Source organism: Chryseobacterium lactis, from assembly GCF_003815875.1.
GTDB classification, from domain to species: domain Bacteria; phylum Bacteroidota; class Bacteroidia; order Flavobacteriales; family Weeksellaceae; genus Chryseobacterium; species Chryseobacterium lactis.
On sequence record NZ_CP033924.1, the window covers coordinates 5,265,870 to 5,283,179 of the forward strand.

Genomic DNA, 17,310 nt, shown 5'->3' on the forward strand with positions numbered 1-17,310 from the left:
CCCTCCTCCGGAGGGGTGGCGAAAATTCAAAGAATTTTTGACGGGGTGGTTTCAACGCAAAAGTCCTGAAAGTTTTAAGTTAAAAACCATCAGGACTTCTATATTTAAAATGACTATTATTAAGCCATTACCATATTATTTCTTCTTGGAGCTTTGTCACAAAGAACGTCTGCAATGCTTTTAGAAATCATATTTCCTTCCGTAAGGTTATCTAACCAGAAAAATTCTCCTGCTGCATTGATTTCAATGAAATAATATTCATCTTCAGGAGAAACAATCATATCAATAGCACCATAATCTACATGGTAAACATCCAGCAATTCCAGCAGCTTTTCTTCAACATCTTCTGGAAGCTCTGTTCTTTTCCACTTATCAATCAGATTAATGCCATCTTTTCTCCAGTCTACTTTTGCATCTTCAGACTGTTGAGAATCGATTTCGAATGCATATACATCTCTGCCGACAATGGTAATGCGAAGCTCTCTTTTCTTTTGAATCATCTTTTGAAACTGCATCGGGCAATATAAAAGAGAATCCAGTTCTTCCAGTTTATCTTCACTTACCACATTGGTAAATACTACATTTTCTACCCCATCTTCATAGATCGCAAAACCGGTTTGCATTTTGGCTATAACATTCTGATGTTTTACAATAAATTTTTTGGCTTCTTCAGGGTTGTTGGTAAGACAGGTTTCAGGAATGGTAAGTCCTATTTTATGGGCAACTTTCAGTTGTTCTTCCTTACTGTCAAGCCTTCTGTAAACACTTGGTTTCCCTAATGAATAAGTATCAACGGATTCAATAAACCCGAAAAGTGTATTACGGATCTCACCCATTGTAGCGCCATAAAATTTACCCTCGATTTCCTCTTTCAATCCATTTCCGATATTGTAAGCCCTTCTGTACCAAACTGCAGAAATATCATCTAAACGGTACTTTTTATCTGCTGTTTCAAGAATGCTTACCCATTCTCCATCCTGAAAAACAGTTGATAATTTGTTTTGTAACGGGTATAGGTCAACATCAAAACGGATGACTTCATAGTTATTTTGCTCAACATACTCTGTTACTTTTTCAATGGAAAAATTATCTAAAGTATGGGTTATAATTAAAATTTTATTCATGGAAATTAATTCTTTTAATAAGATTATCGGCAATTCTTTCTGCGATGGGAAAGTTCAGTTCTTTCTGTAACATTCCCCATTCTCCCTGCGGATTGACTTCCAGGAAATAATACTTCCCATCTCTTCCTTTGATCATATCGATGGCTCCGATATACAGTCCCATTTCTTTCATCATCGAGGTAAGGTTTATTTTAATATCTTCAGGTAATTCGTAGGCTGACCAGAAATACCCTTCACGTGAAAGCCTCCAGTCGGCATTTTCACTGTTATTGATCTTTCCGGTAAAAAAATCACCATCTACATAGACAATTCTCAATTCATATTCTTTTTCAATATAAGGTTGGAAAATCATCGGGCAATAGGCAATATCCGAAAGATGTTCAAGGGATTCTTCCTCAATAACTGTTGTGGAAATCATGTTTTCCCCACTCATTGTTTTTGCTGTTACGCCATGAAGTTTTGCAATCGCTTTTCCTTTGCAGTATTGATAAAAAAAAGCGTTTATTTTTTCTTCATCATTAGAAAAAATAGTTTGAGGAACCGTAAGGTTATTTTTGTGAGCTATTTTCAGCTGAAACAACTTATTTCCATCCACTTTTTTTTCATTTTCGTAAGGATTAATCCATGGAATATCTTCTAAGACCGTGATCAGATTAGATCGGAGACTTCCATATTCGTTCAGGAAAATCTTTTCATACTCCTGATCAAGTTCTTCAGGAATGCTTATTTTCCAGGCTTTTCTGTGCCAGACTCCTTTGATGGTATCAGAATGAATGGTATTACCGCATTCATCAGTTAATTCAAATGAATTTTCATCCACACTGATCTTCTGAAGATGATTCAGCCTGTCAGAATTCAACCTGAAATATGGAATATTTTGAGAGGTAAGGTATTCGAAAAAAATATCAATATTATAAAAATCCTGTGAATGGGTGATGCAGAGAATCATTTTGCCGGTTGTATTAAAAAGGGAAACTTAATGTCTAAGTTTCCCTTACTATAATGTTGTTGTATATTACTAAACAGTGCTGATATTATAGTTGAGCAGTATCTTCATCACCGTCAGAAGGATACTTCATCGTATGCTGTAAATCTGCTTGCGGAGTTGTTACCGTATCTATAAGCGGTTTTGTAATAGCATCTCTTTCCGGAATAGACATATCTGTTCCTCCTTTTACAGTTTCAGGATCTTTCACTTGTTTTTCTAAGAATGATGCGAAAAACGGTTTTTTCTTTGAATTGTTGTTTTCCATAAGTTAATATTTTTATTTTTTTGATAAAACCAAAGTACAAAAAATTCAACTCATGGAGAAATAATCCATCGTTTTAATAAAATTTTAACATAATAGCAAAATATCAAGAATAAAATTAACCTATTCCAAGAAACACCTTAACAACTGCCGCAAAATCAACAGGATTCTCAGCTTGTACCCAATGTCCTGCATTTTTTATGGTAACAATTTTTGCTTTTGGAAATTGCTGTTTAATTCCGAATTCATCCTGTGGTAAGATATAATTGGATTTTTCTCCGGCAATAAATAAAGTTTCTCCTTCAAAAACACCGAATTTTATGGCATTGGAGACAAATTCATTATATTTTTCGGATAATGTTTTAAGATTAAATCTCCACTTCAGTTTTTTGTTATCATCCCAGTACAGGTTCTTCGTCAAAAACTGGATCGTAGATCTCTCGGGAATATACTGGCTCAAAACGGCTTCTACATCGTTTCTGGAACCTACCGTATTAAAATCTACACTTTCCAGCGCCTTAATAACGCCCTGATGATGCGGAGGATAAGCTTTTGGGGTAATATCCACCACAATCAGCTTTTCAACTTTTTCCGGATATCTTATCGCAAACTGCATCACAGCCTTTCCTCCTAAAGAATGTCCCAGAACATGAGCTTTTTGAATCCCGTAATGATCCATGTAATGAGCAATATCATCTGCCAGATCATCGTGTGACATACTTTCTGAATGAAAGCTCCTTCCATGGTTTCGAAGGTCAATCAGATGCACCGGAAGATATTCTCCCAGATCTTTTCCAAAGCTTCCCCAGTTGTCAAGCATTCCAAATAATCCGTGGAATACCAGGAGTGGTGTGGCGGATTGATTTTCGCCAAATATTTTTGAATTTAAAATTTCCATATTGTAGAAGTTAGATGAGAGATAAGAAGTAAAATCACAAAGACCCGCACAATTCCTGGAGAATATGAGAGGCTGGAGAGAAATTTCACCAACTTATAATCTCATATTATTACCATTTTGCCAGTCTCTTCAAATAAGCCTGAACCGTATTTTCCAATCCCATATAAAGCGCTTCAGACACTAAAGCATGCCCGATAGATACTTCCAGCAGATTCGGGATATTATCAGCAAAGTATTTTAAATTATCTAAGCTTAAATCATGCCCGGCATTGATTCCCAAATTAAATTCTGTTGCTGCAACAGCGGTATCATAATACGGTTTTATCGCTTGTTCTTTGTTGCTCAAATAGTCTTTTGCGTATGCTTCAGTATACAATTCTATTCTGTCAGCTCCGGTTTTCGCTGCATATTCTACCAACTCCGGTAAAGGATCAAGGAAAATAGAGGTACGAATGCCTGCATTTTTAAATTCTGCGATGATTTCAGTGAGAAAATCCAGATGTTTCTTAGTATCCCAGCCTGCATTTGAAGTAATAGCATCGTCCGCATCAGGCACCAAAGTTACCTGCTCGGGCTTTACTTCCAGCACCATATCAATAAAACTCTGGTGCGGGTTTCCTTCAATATTAAACTCAGTCGTAACCAATGGTTTCAGATCATAGACATCTTTTCTTGTAATATGCCTTTCGTCAGGTCTTGGATGGATGGTAATTCCCTGGCCTCCAAATTCTTGGATTTTTATTGCTGCTTCTGTGACACTTGGTGTTTCACCTCCTCTTGCATTTCTTAAGGTCGCAATTTTATTAATGTTTACGCTTAGTTTTGTCATTTTATATTCAGATGTTAGATAGACAGTTTAAAAGCCCGAATGTTAAATCTGGAACTCAATCCGGATTTCATACTTCTTTTAGGGTTTCTAAACTCATTATCATTTTAAATTTAATTTATAATTTCTTGAAAAGAGCGAAAGCTTTTCTGCCTTCCTTTTTAAACTCTCGGTTTTATACTTTAACACTTACCTGCATTACCTGCAGTTCAAATTCTTTTGAAGCCACCAGCAAATGATCAAAAATATCTGCCTGAATCTGCTCAAACCTTTCCCATTTGGAATCATTGGCAAAGCAATAAATCTCCAGAGGAAGGCCCTGAGGTGTAATTTCCAGTTGGCGAACCATTCTTGTTCCGTTTTTATCGACATCAGGATCATTTTCGATATACTTCTGGGCATAATATCTGAAAACTCCGATATTGGTAAGCTGTCTTCCATTCACAACTTTATCCTTATGCTCCAGACCTTCTTTTTCTTTTCTGATTTCAATAGTTCTTTCTTCAAGATAATCTGAAATCAAATTAATTTCCTTTAAACGTTCAATATCTTCGTCGTTTAAAAACTTAAAAGAATTGATGTTAAAATAAATGGACTTCTTAATTCTTCTGGTATTGGATTCAGACATGACCTGCATGTTTTTGATCTCCGTGGTCATCAGGTCATAGGTCGGAATTGTTGAAACCGTCTTATCAAAATTGGTGATTTTTGTGGTTAAAAGATTAATCTCTGTAATATTTCCCTCAATCGTATATTTGGGAATACTTACCCAGTCTCCAACCTTTAAATTTTTGGAAGTCGCCACATGCAGTCCGGTTACAAACCCTAAAATAGTATCCCTGAAAACGAGTACCAGAACTGCCGTTATAGCTCCCAAACTTCCAACAATAGTAGTTCCTTTTATTCCGAAAATTACACAGATTCCTAAAACAGTAAATATAAAAAGTCCCAGAATTTTTACGGTTTCTGAAATGGCATTAAGTGCCATGATTTTATAGAAATCCTGTTTTATGCTAAAATAATTTCTAAAAGCACTCAATGATCTGTAGAGCATTCCTGCCAGTATCAATACTAATCCAAGATTAATACATCTTATAATAAAAATCGTTGTTTTTGGCAGTGCATTTTCAGGAAATATCGATCCTTGTATGGATCCGACTACGATCAGTGCGGCAAAATGCGCAACAGAGTTGGTTATTTTAGATTGATAAATAGAATTTAAAATCGGAAATTTTTCCTGATTATGAAATAACCGAAAAATGAAATTAATGATGAACTTAAAAACAAAATCTGTAATTAAGAGAAGGATCAGCAGCAAGCTAAGTTTGACGATGATATGAAAAACCCAGTCCAGTCCGGCTGGTGAAATCCGGGATATATAAATGTAAAGCTGCTCGCTCAGCTCCTGTATAAAATTTTTAGTTTCTTGTAACTGGTCATTCATTACAGCAAATTTATGAAATTAAGAATCATGATTTTATTATTGACAATCAATTTTCATCCCAAAAGATATTCATCGGAGGATATTTGGTAAAAATATTTTCTCAAAAACACAACAGAATAAAAAATTAATCAAAATCACTAACTATAAACAAAAAATCAAAAAAACAAATAAACATAATTGATAATATATTTTACAAATAATTCAATTTTATGCATTTATTACCAAATATTTATTACATTTGATTTAAACTAAACCCATAAAAATCAATTAAATATGAAACAAAATTATTTGTTCCTCATGTTCTGCACACTTGTGCTCTTAGTAAACTGTAAAGGAGGGGATGATACAATCACTCCGGAAGACGCTAAACCAATATCAACCGGAACGGTAGAAGGTAAAGTATTTGCTAAGAACGGAACAAAACCAATTGGTGGTGCAATTGTATTCACTGTTGATAATAAAAATCAAGTTTACCACACCTATTCCAATGCCGATGGCACATTCAGTCTGACGGCTCCTGAAGGAAATACCACACTTCACATCCAGACAGGTAATGGTCTTAATTTCAGAACCGAAATTCCGGTTACTGTAAAAAGAAATGAAACAACCAGTGTAGCCGGTAAAGATTCAAAACTGAATCAAGTTGCAAAGATAGCCTATGTAGAGGGCAGTTATGATGAAATAGAAACTATTATTGCCAATCTTGGGTATACTGCGACAGAGATTTCCTATCATGATTTAAAAAATTTAAACACTATCTCCCAATATGACATTATATTCCTGAATTGCGGTTCACGTAATTTTACACAAACAGGAACCAACACGCCGGGTAATGACCTTAGTGTTTTTGCCAATCTTTCTACTTTTATAACGAACGGCGGAAGCATCTATACCTCAGACTGGGCTGCAGCCTATCTGGTAGGCGGAGACAGAAATGTTCTGTCCTGTGGTCCTGGTGCAGGATTTATAGATTTCACGCAGGTTTGCTTTACTAATAGTGGATCTATCGGGATGTATGATAATTGCAGCATTTCCAATACTGCTATGGCTGCTTCAATAGGATTTAATACATTGGATATTCAGTATGATCAGCCTTTGTGGGACAAAATACAATACCATGATCCTTTATTCTGGGAAGTATTGGTACAAAAAGGGAATGAACCTTTGATGATAAGAACCAATAAGTATACTAATAAAAACGCCCCTAAAATCACAGTAGGAACGGCTTCAAACAATAACCATATGACGATCTGTCATCATACATCAAGCGGTAATAATATCACCATTACGATTAATCAGAATGCATGGAGTGCTCACCAGGCACACGGCGATTACGTGGGAGCATGTTCAGGAAATACTGGTAGCGGGAACATCTATTACACCACATTCCACAACCATGCAAGCGGAAATATCGGTAAAACAGGACCGATTCTTGAATATGTAATCCTAAATTTATAATAAAATTTTGTAACACAATTCTGAAAGTGGCTTTTTATAAGGCCACTTTTTTTATATTGCATGTATATTTTTAAAGAATGGATACAACAGTCATTAATATTCTTTGCCTTATTCTGTTATTTATTGGGATATTAGGAACTTTCTTACCGGTTTTGCCCGGTTTGTTACTGAGTATCTGCGGACTTCTGATCTATAAGTTCGGAACAGATGCAGATCTGCCAATGATTTATATCTGGGCATTTGGTATTCTTACTTTAGCTTCTGTAGTTTTGAGCTATGTAATTCCTGCAAAAACCAACAGAAAATACGGAGGAACCCGTTGGGGAAGCATCGGTTCTGTAATCGGAACCATTGTCGGAATATTCCTTCCCATTCCGCTGGGCTTTCTTGTAGGGATGTTTGCAGGAGTATTTATTGGGGAAATGCTTCATGACAGTAAAGACATGAATAAAGCACTGCAATCCACCAAAGGAGCATTAATCGGATTCATTTACGGAACAGGATTCAGCTTTGTGGTAGGAGTGGCAATGTTTTTGGTAGTACTTTTAAATATGTTTAGTATTATTTAACAAAAAATATAAACTATGTTCCATAAAATCTTCATCCTCAGTCTGGGAATATTCGCATTAACAGGATGTGATGCCCAAAAGAAAGTTAAAACCGATAAAAATACACCTCCAGGGTCTGCAAATACAACAATGACAAAGCCTAAGGATCAGAAAGCCGGCATCATCTATCTCAACGAAGGAGAAAATAAATTCCTGAAAGAATACCAGATGAATGTAACATTCACAGGCATTTCGGAAGACAGCCGCTGCCCCGAAGGAGCCAATTGTATCTGGGCCGGCGTTGCTCTTGCTCAGGTTCAGGTAATGGGAACAGCTACCCGACCTATAACTTTAAATCTGGCCAGTATGGATCATCCGGCAAGAGATTACCATCAATCAGCTGATTTTAACGGATATACGATTACTTTACAGGATGTAACTCCTTATCCTAAAACGGACGGTGGAGCCTCAGCGCTTACCGGAAAATATAAAATAGGAATTACTATAAAGAAAGAAGAAAAACCTTCAGGTTCTACCACGAAATAGGCTTTTTCCCTTTAGAAATAAGATATTCATTAATTTTTGAAAAAGGCTTACTTCCAAAAAAACCTCTGTATACAGAGAAGGGTGAAGGATGCGCCGATTTTATAATAAAATGCTTAGCCGGATCAATGAGTTCGGCTTTTTTTTGTGCAAAAGCTCCCCATAATACAAAAACTACATTCTCCTTTTTATCGGAAATTTCTTTGATGATAAAATTGGTAAACTTCTCCCAACCAAGATCTTTATGTGAATTTGGAGAATGGGCACGAACAGTTAATGTTGCATTTAGCAGTAAAACACCTTGTCTTCCCCAATCATCAAGCTCTTTGGAGGTTCTTACAATTCCCAAGTCATCTTTCAGTTCAATAAAAATATTTTTCAAAGAAGGAGGTGCTGTAACCTGTTCTGAAACCGAAAAACATAAACCGTTTGCCTGATAATCGTTGTGATAAGGGTCCTGACCAATAATCACTACCTCAACATCGTCGAATGAAGTGAGTTCCAGGGCACGAAAAATCTGATTTTTGGGTGGAAAAACTTTCGTGGTTGCATATTCATTCTTCACTTTTTCCCAAAGGGTTGTAAAGTATTCTGTACTTTTTATCGGGGCTAAAATTTCTGTCCAGGTCATAATGCAAAAATAAATAATTTAAAATAAGGACATGGCCTATACTTTAAATATCTTCACTTTTCTTTCAATCAAAATATAAGAAAAATAAGAGAGGATCAACGAAAAAGAAATCAGTAAAAGGTTGTTAAGAAACATAATATCTACCAGAACAACATATTGCTTTCTAACAATATAATGAATAATATACAGAGAATATGAAATATTTCCCAGCATATATATTGCTTTACTTTCCAAGAACGTTTTTACAAAACTTTGCCCTCCCTCGTATAAAATTTTAATAATAAAAGCTGATAATAACGGGATAAAAAATAATCCTCTGGTGGTGTAGAGTAGTAAAACAGACAAGATAATGGCGATATAAATAAAATACCCATCTTTCTTTATTTTAATCGCGGATACCGTCACAACACCCATTCCTAAAAGGTATGATGATATCGTTCTTACCAACGAATTCAGTCCATAAGGAATGTCGAGATATTTTGAAGATTTCCCTATCTGCATGGGAACATCCGATCCAATATGCAGCGTATCCGGAAGATAGGGAAGTATAAATCTCAAGGCAAGGCTTGCTATAATCAATATTTCACCACGTATTTTATATCGCACGACAAAGCAGAGTAAAAAGGGAAAAATCAGATAGCAAATCCATTCTGTACTGAGTGACCAGTACACAATATTCAATAAATAATTTGGATTGAAAAAACACTGGATCAGTGCTGCATTAATCAAAAATTTTGTTTTGGAAACCTCCACAAAAAACAAAGCAATCACAATAACTGAGATGATGTAGACGGGATAAATCCTGTTAACCCTCTTTTTATAGAAGGTTTGCACTCCTTTAAAATTCAGAACTTTAAATTTTTCAGAATAAGAAACCGTCAGAAGAAAGGCACTTAGTACAAAAAAAATATCAACTGCCACATAGCCTTTTCCTATAATGCTTTCGATGAGATTATTTTTAAATGAAAAAAAATGAAAAAAGGTTACCCATAATGCTACAACTCCTCTAAGGCCTGTTAATGATTTGATTTCATTTTTCATGTGTAATATAAAGTGGTTATGTAATTTTCAACGGCGAAGATAAAAAAAACATTCATCTCTCTATATTATCATTCTTTAATTTATTTAATGTAAAGATTATATTATCCAGGTTTCCTTCATCAATCGCACCTTCTTTCACTACAAAGCCCTGTTTTAAAAGAAGTTGCTGAGAAGCATTATTATTTTTATGAGTATAAGCTCTCACTTCCTGAAGTTTGAGTGTATTGAATCCATAATCTAAAACAGATTTCAGCGCTTCACCCATGATTCCTCTTTGATGATAATCAGGTAACAGCTCATACCCTACTTCAGCGGTTTTTCTATCTTCTGAAAACTTCCACAGGCAAATGGTTCCGATAAGGTTTCGCTGATTTTGATAAGAAATCCCAAAGAATAAAATTTCCCGATTCTGGGTCTTTTTTTTAATAGTTAAAATAAATTCTAATGCATCATAATTGGTTTTTGGGGATTTTCTTTTCACATATTGATTGATTACCTCATTGCTTCGGATGCGTAAAATATCTTCAACATAACTCTCATCTATCTCTTTAAGGACAAATCGTTCGGTTTTTATTTCCATAGCTCAAATTTACTAAACAGGATTGATTCAAAAGGAATGTCAACTCATTCTCAAACTTTCAAATTAACTCATTTTCAAATGCCACCGCCCTAATATTCACATTTTCTCACTAAATTTGTACTGTGTATATAAATAAAGAAGATTTAGACGAATTAGAGTTTCCGCAATTGCTCGCGGAAATCTCCCCATTTGCGTATTCTCCGAAAACAAGAGAAAAAATTCTTCAACTTCGTCCCATGGAAATTGACGAGGCGGAACTTTCTTTGAAAAAAACGTCAGAATATCTGTCGAGTTTTGAAAGTTCAAATGCGATTCCGTTTGATGAATATGAAGATATTGAAAGTGAGCTGAAATTAATGCTGATTGAGAACTACCGACTGGAAAACAATGCTTTCATCAAAATAAAAACCATCACGGAACAAATCGGAAGACTGCAAAAGTTTTTCCCTACCATGCCTGAAACCTTCCCTACTTTACTGGAAGAGGTTTCTGTATTGGAATTCAGAAAAGAGATCATTGATAAAGTTGATAAAGTTTTCAACCGTTTTGGTGAGGTAAAAAATGAAGCTTCCCCTGCATTAAAAGGGATAAGAGCAGAAATCCAGCTTGCTAAGAAAGCCATTCAGGAAAATTTCAATCGTGCACTTACCACCTACGGACAGAGTGACCTTTTGGATGATATACGGGAAACAATTATCGACGACCAGAGGGTATTGGCGGTAAAATCAGGATTTAAGAAAAGAGTATCCGGAAGAACATTAGGAATTTCCAAAACCGGATCAATTACCTACATTCAGCCGGACAGTGTTGTAAAACATTACTTTAACCTTCGTGATAATGAAGAGGAAGAGAAAAAAGAGATCGACAGAGTTCTCAGGAAACTGACTACAGAACTGGCGGAGTTTCAACCTCAGCTGTGGCGATATCAGGTATATATTTTTGATCTTGACCTGACAAGGGCGAAAGCGAAATTTTCGGAGCTGATCAAGGGAATTCTTCCCAAGATCAACCGTCATAAAACATTAAGATTAAAAGACGCCTATCATCCTTTGCTGTGGTTGAGAAATAAAACAGAAAATAAAACGATTTATCCTCAAACCTTAGCCTTGACGGAACATAACAGAATTATCTGTATTTCCGGTCCTAATGCCGGCGGGAAATCCATCACACTGAAAACCGTAGGATTGTTGCAACTGATGATCCAAAGTGGTATTCTGGTTCCTGTACATCCTAAGTCTGAAATGTTTTTCTTTGAAAAAATGATGACGGATATCGGTGACAACCAATCCATTGAGAATCATCTATCGACCTATTCATCCCGATTGAAGAAAATGTCAGGAATTATCCGTGAGGCCGATTCAGACACGCTTTTACTGATTGATGAGTTCGGAACCGGTTCTGATCCTGAGCTTGGAGGTGCTCTGGCAGAAAGCTTTATGGAATACTTCTATGACAAAAAGAGTTTTGCAATCATTACGACTCACTATACCAATATTAAACTGGTTATAGAGCAACTTCCGAATGCAGAGAATGCAGCAATGCTTTTCAACGAAGAAACGCTGGAACCCATGTATAAACTGGAAGTTGGTCAGGCAGGAAGCTCATTTACCTTTGAAGTAGCGGAAAAGAATAAAATCCCAAGATTTATCATTCATTCGGCAAAGAAAAAAGTGGAGCATGATATTGTGAATCTTGATAAAACGATTGTAAAGCTTCAGCAGGAAAAATATGAGGTTGAAAAACTGAAATCTGACCTTGCAGAAAGAAAAGAATCCGTAGAAGATAAACGTGATAACCTTCAGAAACTGAATGATCAGCTTCAGCAGAAGTTATTCAATTTCCAGAAATTATATGAAGAAGAACACCGCAAACTTCAGTTCGGAAACAAAATTGAAACCTTCATCGACAGCTATACCAAAGGAAAATCAAGGAAGGATGTTGTAAAAGATTTTGTAAAGCTTCTTGAACAGGAAAAATTCAGAAAACTGGGAAGTGATCAGGATGAATCCAAACGTCTGCAGGTTGTTAAAAGGAAGATTACGCAACAACTTAAAAAGGAAGAAGTGATTGAAAAAATTGCAGAAACCAATGAAAAGTTAGAGGAAAAACGCAAAAGCGACCGTGCGGTATGGATGAAGATAGGACAACGTGTCCGTATTACGGGAAGTACCAGCGTAGGAACGATTGAGAAAATCTCCCGAAACAAAGTGATTGTCAACTACGGAACATTCAAGACTACGATTAATGCAGATGAGTTAGAACGAATTTAACTCAGTTTAAAAAATAAAAAAAGCTGTTAAACCAGCTGGGGTCGGAAGAAATTCCGACCTTTTTATATTTAAAACTTTTATAAGGATTATTGTTTATCATGTTGCGAAGTTCCACCGGACAGCATCTTTTTGCCATTTTATAGCCCGGATTAATCAATCTTAGGTCTTATTTATCAAAAGAAAACTATATTACTAATTTATTAACCCTAGAAATAATAATTTGCAGACGATCAATAAATTAGTACATTAGTCATCATAAGAAATAGATTAATGAATCACTCAAAAGCAATCATTTTTCTTAGAATGCAAAATGATCATCGGTGAAAAATCCTACTCAATAAACTCATTAAAATGCCTAAAATATTAATTATTGTACTTCTCTCACTATTTTGTCATTCTGCTTTCGGGCAAGCCCAAAAAGTAGGACAATTTGTTGAAAAATATGCCCTTGAGAATCAATTTAATGGAACGGTTTTAATTCAAAAAGATTCAAAAATAATTTATCATAAAAGTTTTGGTGTCGCTGAGCGGTCTTTCAATTCGCCGACCACAAACGATACCAAATACCAGGTTTGTTCTATAACCAAAACCTTTACTGCTGTTCTAATTCTTCAGCTTGTAGATCAAGGAAAAATTGATTTAAATAAAAAAATACTTGACTATTTACCCGATTACAAAGGGGAAGCTGGATCTAAGGTATCTATTCACCAGTTATTAAATCATACCTCCGGAATGAAAAATACAGACACAGCAAGAGATGAAAATTTTTTAAAATACGGATTAGGATTCTATAATAGACCGTATCAATTAAAAGAGATTGTAACTCAATTTTGTTCCAATCCGTTGGTGAATAAACCGGGAACAAAATTTGATTATAATAATGGAGAATATATGATCCTAGGCCGAATTTTGGAAGTTATGTATCAAATGACCTATGAAGAAATACTAAGTCAAAAAATCCTTATCCCTTTAAAAATGTACAATTCGGGGCTTATTTCTCATTATAAATTGATAGAGAATTTGGCAACCCCTTATTACAAGGATAAAAATCTTGATCATTTAATTCCAAATATTCCCATGTATGTAGGAGACTTTTCTGCTGCGGGTGCTATGTATTCCTGTACATCTGATCTTATCAAATTTAACAATGCTCTTTTTGATTATCAACTCATCAAAAAAGAAACTTTAGACAAGCTTCTGAATCCAGGTCTGGATGATTATGGATACAGTGTCTGGATTCGAGACGTTAAAAAGTACAAAAGAATGGAACGGTATGGAAAAATAGAAGGTGCAAATTGCGTATGGTTTCATTATTTGAACAATGATTTAAGTATCATTATTCTATCAAATACCAACGAGACCAACCTGGGTGATTACGCCGCAAAAATTGGAAAGACTATTCTTTAAATTCGTCCATTTAATTTATATATTTGGGAAATCAAAAATTTGTAATGATGATTTCTGTAAACAAAGCATTCTATTTATCCGCTTTCAGCATTTTTTCTTTGGCATTCGTTAAAGGTCAGAATAAAGTTCCTTTCGGTGTTGTAAAAGCTGAAGAAGGATACGCCAATGTACGCGTTCATAAGGATAACTACAGAAAAATTGTAGATAAAATCCGCATGCGTAAAGGGGATGTATTTGTTTACGTAAAACCCGCTCCCGGAGAAACGGAGTGGATCTGGATTAAATATCCTGAAAAACAGGATGAGGATAAACCCTTCGTAAGGTATGAAACCCTTGATAAGGAAGGAATGGTTAATAAAGAGCGTATTGCCTATATCGATCAGCTTCCGGCATACACGCCTTCGAAATCTAAAAACGGGAAATCAATGATATTCACAGATAATTCTGATCCTAAAGTCCCTACGGCCCAAAGAAGTAAAGTCGTTATCGATGTGTACCCTTCCAACGCCGGGTACCGTAAAAAGGAAAAAGATGCTGAAGGTAAAATCCTTACTATTGATAAAATAAAGCCCTGGGGAATCGGCAATGATCTTCCGGAAGGAATGACTGAAATTAAATCAATCAGAGTTCAGCAACCCGGACGAGGTTCCGTTTTTGTAAGAGAAGCTATCAAAAATATGTTCCAGCCTACGATGGATTTCAATAATGTAGCGGTAACTGCTCTGGACAACGACAATATCTTTCTTTATATGACCAATGGTTCGGGAGAATACAGATATACGACTCTTTGGACGATCAAAAAAGGAAGAGTGATCAGTCAGATTATTTATCATAATCCGGAATAATTTCATTATTTTTGCACCCGAAAAGTTTTACCACTTATTCATCACAGAAACTGGTTCTGCTTAACCGCAGATTAAAAGGGAATCGTGTGAAAATCACGGACTGTCGCGCAACTGTAAAGTAACTGAAGTCTTTTATAAAAAGATCCACTGTGCGAGGCATGGGAAGGAGATAAAAGATGTTACAAGTCAGGAGACCTGCCTTTTTCTTAAACAAGCAACTTTCGCGATCTGAAGTTATATTGATCTGATGGATGTTTCAGGGATTTCTAAGGTTCCTGTCATTATTCTGTTGTTTTAATAGATTTCATTTCGCTTTAATTAATAATGAAATATGACTACAGAAGAAAGAATTGAAGCATCCGAAACAAGAATCTTTAAAGCAGTTTTCCCGAACACAACCAATCATTATGATACTCTTTTCGGAGGTACAGCAATGCAGCTGATGGATGAAGTAGCCTTCATCACCGCTACCCGCTTTGCAAGAAAAAGAGTGGTAACGGTAAGCAGTGATAAAATCGATTTTAAAAAACCTATACCTGCAGGAACGATTGTTGAGTTGATCGGAAAAGTTTCTTACGTTGGAAAGACCAGTATGAAAGTAAACGTTGAGATCTTCACCGAACAGATGTACTCTTATGAAAGAGAAAAAGCCATTGTCGGGGATTTCACTTTTGTAGCGATTGACGAATTTAAAAAGCCAATCCAAATTCTATAATAAAAGTTTCGGGCGGCCTTTGGCCGCCCGAAACTATTTACTCAATACAGTTCTCACACGAAAGAAGCCGACTAAATAGTCGGCTCTATATATTATTTAAATTCTAAATTACTTCTGTACTTTCTCTGTTTCCAAACTTCTGCTCAATAGCAATTCAAAAGCCTCACCCATTTCATCTGATGCTCTGCTGATGGCATTTTCAAGCATATTTCTGATTTGTTTTTCGGTCACTCCGGCTTCTGTCCAGCTTTTTCCTGAAGTGTGAGAATTCAGGATGAAAGGCATAATTCTGTCGATAGAACATGCAAAAATAGCATCCGGTGTTTTTTCTTCTTCAAACTCAAGCCATAAATTAAAGAATTCCGTACGCAGTGGCTCATCCAGAATCCCGAAAATCTTTTGAGCAGAAATCTTTTCTCGCTCGAATTTTCCAACCATGGCTTTCTCATCAAATAAGAAAGTATCACCGGCTTCAATTTCCACCAGATCATGTATTGAAAGCATTCTTATTACTCTCAGTAAATCAATATCCGCACGGTTTTTCGCATATGGAAAAAGAATCTGAGCCAGGATAATAATCTGCCACGAGTGTTCTGCAGTGTTTTCTCTTCTGGAATCATCTGCATTATAATTTCTTCTCTGCACGTTCTTCAAAGCATCTACGGCCAGAATAAAATCGATCTCTTTCTGTATCTTCATTGTATTATCTATTATATTTATCTGCAGGATAAACTTTAGTTTTAGTCACCCATTTATTATTTATTTTCTCTTTGGTAATCACCTTTACACGACTTTCTTCCGTCATATCTTCCTCTTTCTCTAATACTGACTCTAATCCTTTATTCGGAACCACTTCATATTCTGTGGTAAAAATTCTGCAACAACCGGATTTTCCTGTAGAAATAAGACGCTTTCTCTTATAATCTACATTAAATAGTCCCAGCGCATTAGAAGCAAGATCTGTCAGTTCTTTACTTTTCACAAAAGCCATTCTTGTACTATTGAATACATAGACATCGTAGGAATCGCTTTGATAATTTCCGTTATTTCCGTTTCTTATCGCAATATCTTCCGTTCCATCGAAATTAAAGTCATCAATGATAACAGGACTTTGCTGCTCTGTCAATTGTATTAGCTTTCCGGATGTAGGTTTTTGATTTTCATTTAATTCTATAACCAGTTCTTCAGAAGTAAAAGTCTGAACCTTGGTGTTTTTATTGTCAAATAATTCTACTGTTCCTTTATCATGACACCTCCCATCGTAGCAATTTTCTACATTGATGATGACAGTATAGTTTTTAGAGGCATTTTTCACCTCAAATTTGTATTGTCCGAAACATAAAGGTCCCAATAAAACAAGAGTCGATAAACTCTTATATACATTAAATCTTTTCATAGTAATAGTAAAAATGGATTGATGTGTTAAAAAAATTTCATAACAAAAATACAAATCATACTATCGATTTCAAAATATAATTGATGAATAGGATCTCTCAGCATGATATAAAAGCTGTTTTTTCAAAAGGAAAGAAATGAATCTGCTGCTACAATACAAATTTAAAATTGGACATTTGATGCATTTGCCTTTACATTTTAAGTCAAAAATCTATCTCTTTTAAAGAATTCTTTATTTTTAAAAAAACCAGTACAAAATTTATTACACTGATTAACAGATAATTAAATAATTTATTTTAAAAATTTCACTACTTTGTATTGCATAATACCATTTT

At 35.4% G+C, this 17,310-nt stretch carries 18 protein-coding genes and 1 riboswitch; of the genes, 7 read left to right on the top strand and 11 right to left on the bottom strand.

Going from position 1 to position 17,310, the window contains the following annotated elements:
• Positions 1 to 119: 119 nt before the first annotated feature.
• The 6 genes from EG342_RS23455 to EG342_RS23480 form a co-directional block, all read right to left on the bottom strand.
• On the bottom strand, positions 120 to 1,124 hold the full coding sequence (locus EG342_RS23455) for an MvdD family ATP-grasp ribosomal peptide maturase (protein WP_103293078.1): 1,005 nt from the start codon (positions 1,122 to 1,124) through the stop codon (positions 120 to 122).
• A complete protein-coding gene (locus EG342_RS23460; protein WP_103293079.1) occupies positions 1,117 to 2,073 on the bottom strand; it encodes an MvdC family ATP-grasp ribosomal peptide maturase in 957 nt (318 codons plus the stop codon). Before EG342_RS23460 ends, EG342_RS23455 begins: the two co-directional genes overlap by 8 nt.
• 85 nt (positions 2,074 to 2,158) lie before the next feature.
• Complete coding sequence (locus EG342_RS23465; RefSeq protein WP_103293080.1) at positions 2,159 to 2,377, bottom strand: microviridin/marinostatin family tricyclic proteinase inhibitor; 219 nt, start codon at positions 2,375 to 2,377, stop codon at positions 2,159 to 2,161.
• Between the two features lie 115 nt (positions 2,378 to 2,492).
• Positions 2,493 to 3,272: an alpha/beta fold hydrolase gene (locus tag EG342_RS23470; protein WP_103293081.1), complete on the bottom strand. Its 780-nt coding sequence runs from the start codon at positions 3,270 to 3,272 to the stop codon at positions 2,493 to 2,495.
• 109 nt (positions 3,273 to 3,381) lie between these two features.
• Positions 3,382 to 4,101, bottom strand: a complete 720-nt coding sequence (locus EG342_RS23475) for a pyridoxine 5'-phosphate synthase (RefSeq protein WP_103293082.1) — start codon at positions 4,099 to 4,101, stop codon at positions 3,382 to 3,384.
• Between the two features lie 172 nt (positions 4,102 to 4,273).
• Entirely contained in the window at positions 4,274 to 5,542 is a 1,269-nt protein-coding gene (locus EG342_RS23480) for a mechanosensitive ion channel family protein (RefSeq protein WP_103293083.1), read from the bottom strand.
• Positions 5,543 to 5,815: 273 nt separating this feature from the next.
• Between EG342_RS23480 and EG342_RS23485 the strand changes: the two genes are divergently transcribed.
• The 3 genes from EG342_RS23485 to EG342_RS23495 all read left to right on the top strand — a co-directional run bounded on the left by EG342_RS23485 (position 5,816) and on the right by EG342_RS23495 (position 8,094).
• Positions 5,816 to 7,000: a carboxypeptidase-like regulatory domain-containing protein gene (locus tag EG342_RS23485; protein ID WP_246008691.1), complete on the top strand. Its 1,185-nt coding sequence runs from the start codon at positions 5,816 to 5,818 to the stop codon at positions 6,998 to 7,000.
• Between the two features lie 77 nt (positions 7,001 to 7,077).
• Positions 7,078 to 7,569 (top strand): DUF456 domain-containing protein, encoded by a 492-nt coding sequence (locus tag EG342_RS23490; protein WP_103293085.1) that lies wholly within the window; start codon positions 7,078 to 7,080, stop codon positions 7,567 to 7,569.
• A 15-nt stretch (positions 7,570 to 7,584) separates the two neighbouring features.
• A complete protein-coding gene (locus EG342_RS23495; protein WP_103293086.1) occupies positions 7,585 to 8,094 on the top strand; it encodes a hypothetical protein in 510 nt (169 codons plus the stop codon).
• On the opposite strand, the gene EG342_RS23500 is transcribed toward EG342_RS23495, so the two are convergent.
• Genes EG342_RS23500 through EG342_RS23510 form a run of 3 tightly spaced genes read right to left on the bottom strand, consistent with a single transcriptional unit; the run spans position 8,081 to position 10,343 of the window.
• Positions 8,081 to 8,722, bottom strand: coding sequence for a uracil-DNA glycosylase (locus EG342_RS23500; RefSeq protein ID WP_103293087.1), 642 nt, complete (start codon positions 8,720 to 8,722; stop codon positions 8,081 to 8,083). The two genes, EG342_RS23495 and EG342_RS23500, sit on opposite strands and share 14 nt — an antisense overlap.
• Positions 8,723 to 8,758: 36 nt before the next feature.
• Complete coding sequence (locus EG342_RS23505) at positions 8,759 to 9,763, bottom strand: acyltransferase family protein (protein ID WP_103293088.1); 1,005 nt, start codon at positions 9,761 to 9,763, stop codon at positions 8,759 to 8,761.
• A 52-nt stretch (positions 9,764 to 9,815) separates the two neighbouring features.
• On the bottom strand, positions 9,816 to 10,343 hold the full coding sequence (locus tag EG342_RS23510) for a GNAT family N-acetyltransferase (RefSeq protein ID WP_103293089.1): 528 nt from the start codon (positions 10,341 to 10,343) through the stop codon (positions 9,816 to 9,818).
• A 122-nt stretch (positions 10,344 to 10,465) separates the two neighbouring features.
• On the opposite strand from EG342_RS23510, the gene EG342_RS23515 reads away from it, so the two are divergent.
• From EG342_RS23515 to EG342_RS23530, 4 genes are all read left to right on the top strand, one after another.
• Positions 10,466 to 12,613: an endonuclease MutS2 gene (locus tag EG342_RS23515; protein WP_103293090.1), complete on the top strand. Its 2,148-nt coding sequence runs from the start codon at positions 10,466 to 10,468 to the stop codon at positions 12,611 to 12,613.
• A gap of 351 nt (positions 12,614 to 12,964) precedes the next feature.
• Entirely contained in the window at positions 12,965 to 14,020 is a 1,056-nt protein-coding gene (locus EG342_RS23520; RefSeq protein WP_103293091.1) for a serine hydrolase domain-containing protein, read from the top strand.
• Positions 14,021 to 14,064: 44 nt separating this feature from the next.
• Positions 14,065 to 14,865: a hypothetical protein gene (locus EG342_RS23525; RefSeq protein ID WP_103293092.1), complete on the top strand. Its 801-nt coding sequence runs from the start codon at positions 14,065 to 14,067 to the stop codon at positions 14,863 to 14,865.
• 34 nt (positions 14,866 to 14,899) lie between these two features.
• A riboswitch (cobalamin riboswitch) is annotated at positions 14,900 to 15,082 on the top strand.
• 114 nt (positions 15,083 to 15,196) lie between these two features.
• Positions 15,197 to 15,580 carry an acyl-CoA thioesterase gene (locus EG342_RS23530; protein WP_103248227.1) on the top strand — a complete coding sequence of 128 codons (384 nt, stop codon included), beginning with the start codon at positions 15,197 to 15,199 and terminating at the stop codon, positions 15,578 to 15,580.
• A 108-nt stretch (positions 15,581 to 15,688) separates the two neighbouring features.
• Here EG342_RS23530 and EG342_RS23535 read toward each other — a convergent pair whose 3' ends face one another.
• Both EG342_RS23535 and EG342_RS23540 read right to left on the bottom strand, forming a co-directional pair.
• Complete coding sequence (locus EG342_RS23535) at positions 15,689 to 16,279, bottom strand: HD domain-containing protein (RefSeq protein WP_103293093.1); 591 nt, start codon at positions 16,277 to 16,279, stop codon at positions 15,689 to 15,691.
• A 4-nt stretch (positions 16,280 to 16,283) separates the two neighbouring features.
• On the bottom strand, positions 16,284 to 16,976 hold the full coding sequence (locus EG342_RS23540; RefSeq protein WP_103293094.1) for an XAC2610-related protein: 693 nt from the start codon (positions 16,974 to 16,976) through the stop codon (positions 16,284 to 16,286).
• Positions 16,977 to 17,310 lie beyond the last annotated feature (334 nt).

Excerpts from the sequence above, each read along its gene's own strand:
- EG342_RS23455 (WP_103293078.1), bottom strand. The coding sequence starts at position 1,124 with ATGAATAAAATTTTAATTATAACCCATACTTTAGATAATTTTTCCATT.
- EG342_RS23460 (WP_103293079.1), bottom strand. The coding sequence starts at position 2,073 with ATGATTCTCTGCATCACCCATTCACAGGATTTTTATAATATTGATATT.
- EG342_RS23465 (WP_103293080.1), bottom strand. The coding sequence starts at position 2,377 with ATGGAAAACAACAATTCAAAGAAAAAACCGTTTTTCGCATCATTCTTA.
- EG342_RS23470 (WP_103293081.1), bottom strand. The coding sequence starts at position 3,272 with ATGGAAATTTTAAATTCAAAAATATTTGGCGAAAATCAATCCGCCACA.
- EG342_RS23475 (WP_103293082.1), bottom strand. The coding sequence starts at position 4,101 with ATGACAAAACTAAGCGTAAACATTAATAAAATTGCGACCTTAAGAAAT.
- EG342_RS23480 (WP_103293083.1), bottom strand. The coding sequence starts at position 5,542 with ATGAATGACCAGTTACAAGAAACTAAAAATTTTATACAGGAGCTGAGC.
- EG342_RS23485 (WP_246008691.1), top strand. The coding sequence starts at position 5,816 with ATGAAACAAAATTATTTGTTCCTCATGTTCTGCACACTTGTGCTCTTA.
- EG342_RS23490 (WP_103293085.1), top strand. The coding sequence starts at position 7,078 with ATGGATACAACAGTCATTAATATTCTTTGCCTTATTCTGTTATTTATT.
- EG342_RS23495 (WP_103293086.1), top strand. The coding sequence starts at position 7,585 with ATGTTCCATAAAATCTTCATCCTCAGTCTGGGAATATTCGCATTAACA.
- EG342_RS23500 (WP_103293087.1), bottom strand. The coding sequence starts at position 8,722 with ATGACCTGGACAGAAATTTTAGCCCCGATAAAAAGTACAGAATACTTT.
- EG342_RS23505 (WP_103293088.1), bottom strand. The coding sequence starts at position 9,763 with ATGAAAAATGAAATCAAATCATTAACAGGCCTTAGAGGAGTTGTAGCA.
- EG342_RS23510 (WP_103293089.1), bottom strand. The coding sequence starts at position 10,343 with ATGGAAATAAAAACCGAACGATTTGTCCTTAAAGAGATAGATGAGAGT.
- EG342_RS23520 (WP_103293091.1), top strand. The coding sequence starts at position 12,965 with ATGCCTAAAATATTAATTATTGTACTTCTCTCACTATTTTGTCATTCT.
- EG342_RS23525 (WP_103293092.1), top strand. The coding sequence starts at position 14,065 with ATGATGATTTCTGTAAACAAAGCATTCTATTTATCCGCTTTCAGCATT.
- EG342_RS23530 (WP_103248227.1), top strand. The coding sequence starts at position 15,197 with ATGACTACAGAAGAAAGAATTGAAGCATCCGAAACAAGAATCTTTAAA.
- EG342_RS23535 (WP_103293093.1), bottom strand. The coding sequence starts at position 16,279 with ATGAAGATACAGAAAGAGATCGATTTTATTCTGGCCGTAGATGCTTTG.
- EG342_RS23540 (WP_103293094.1), bottom strand. The coding sequence starts at position 16,976 with ATGAAAAGATTTAATGTATATAAGAGTTTATCGACTCTTGTTTTATTG.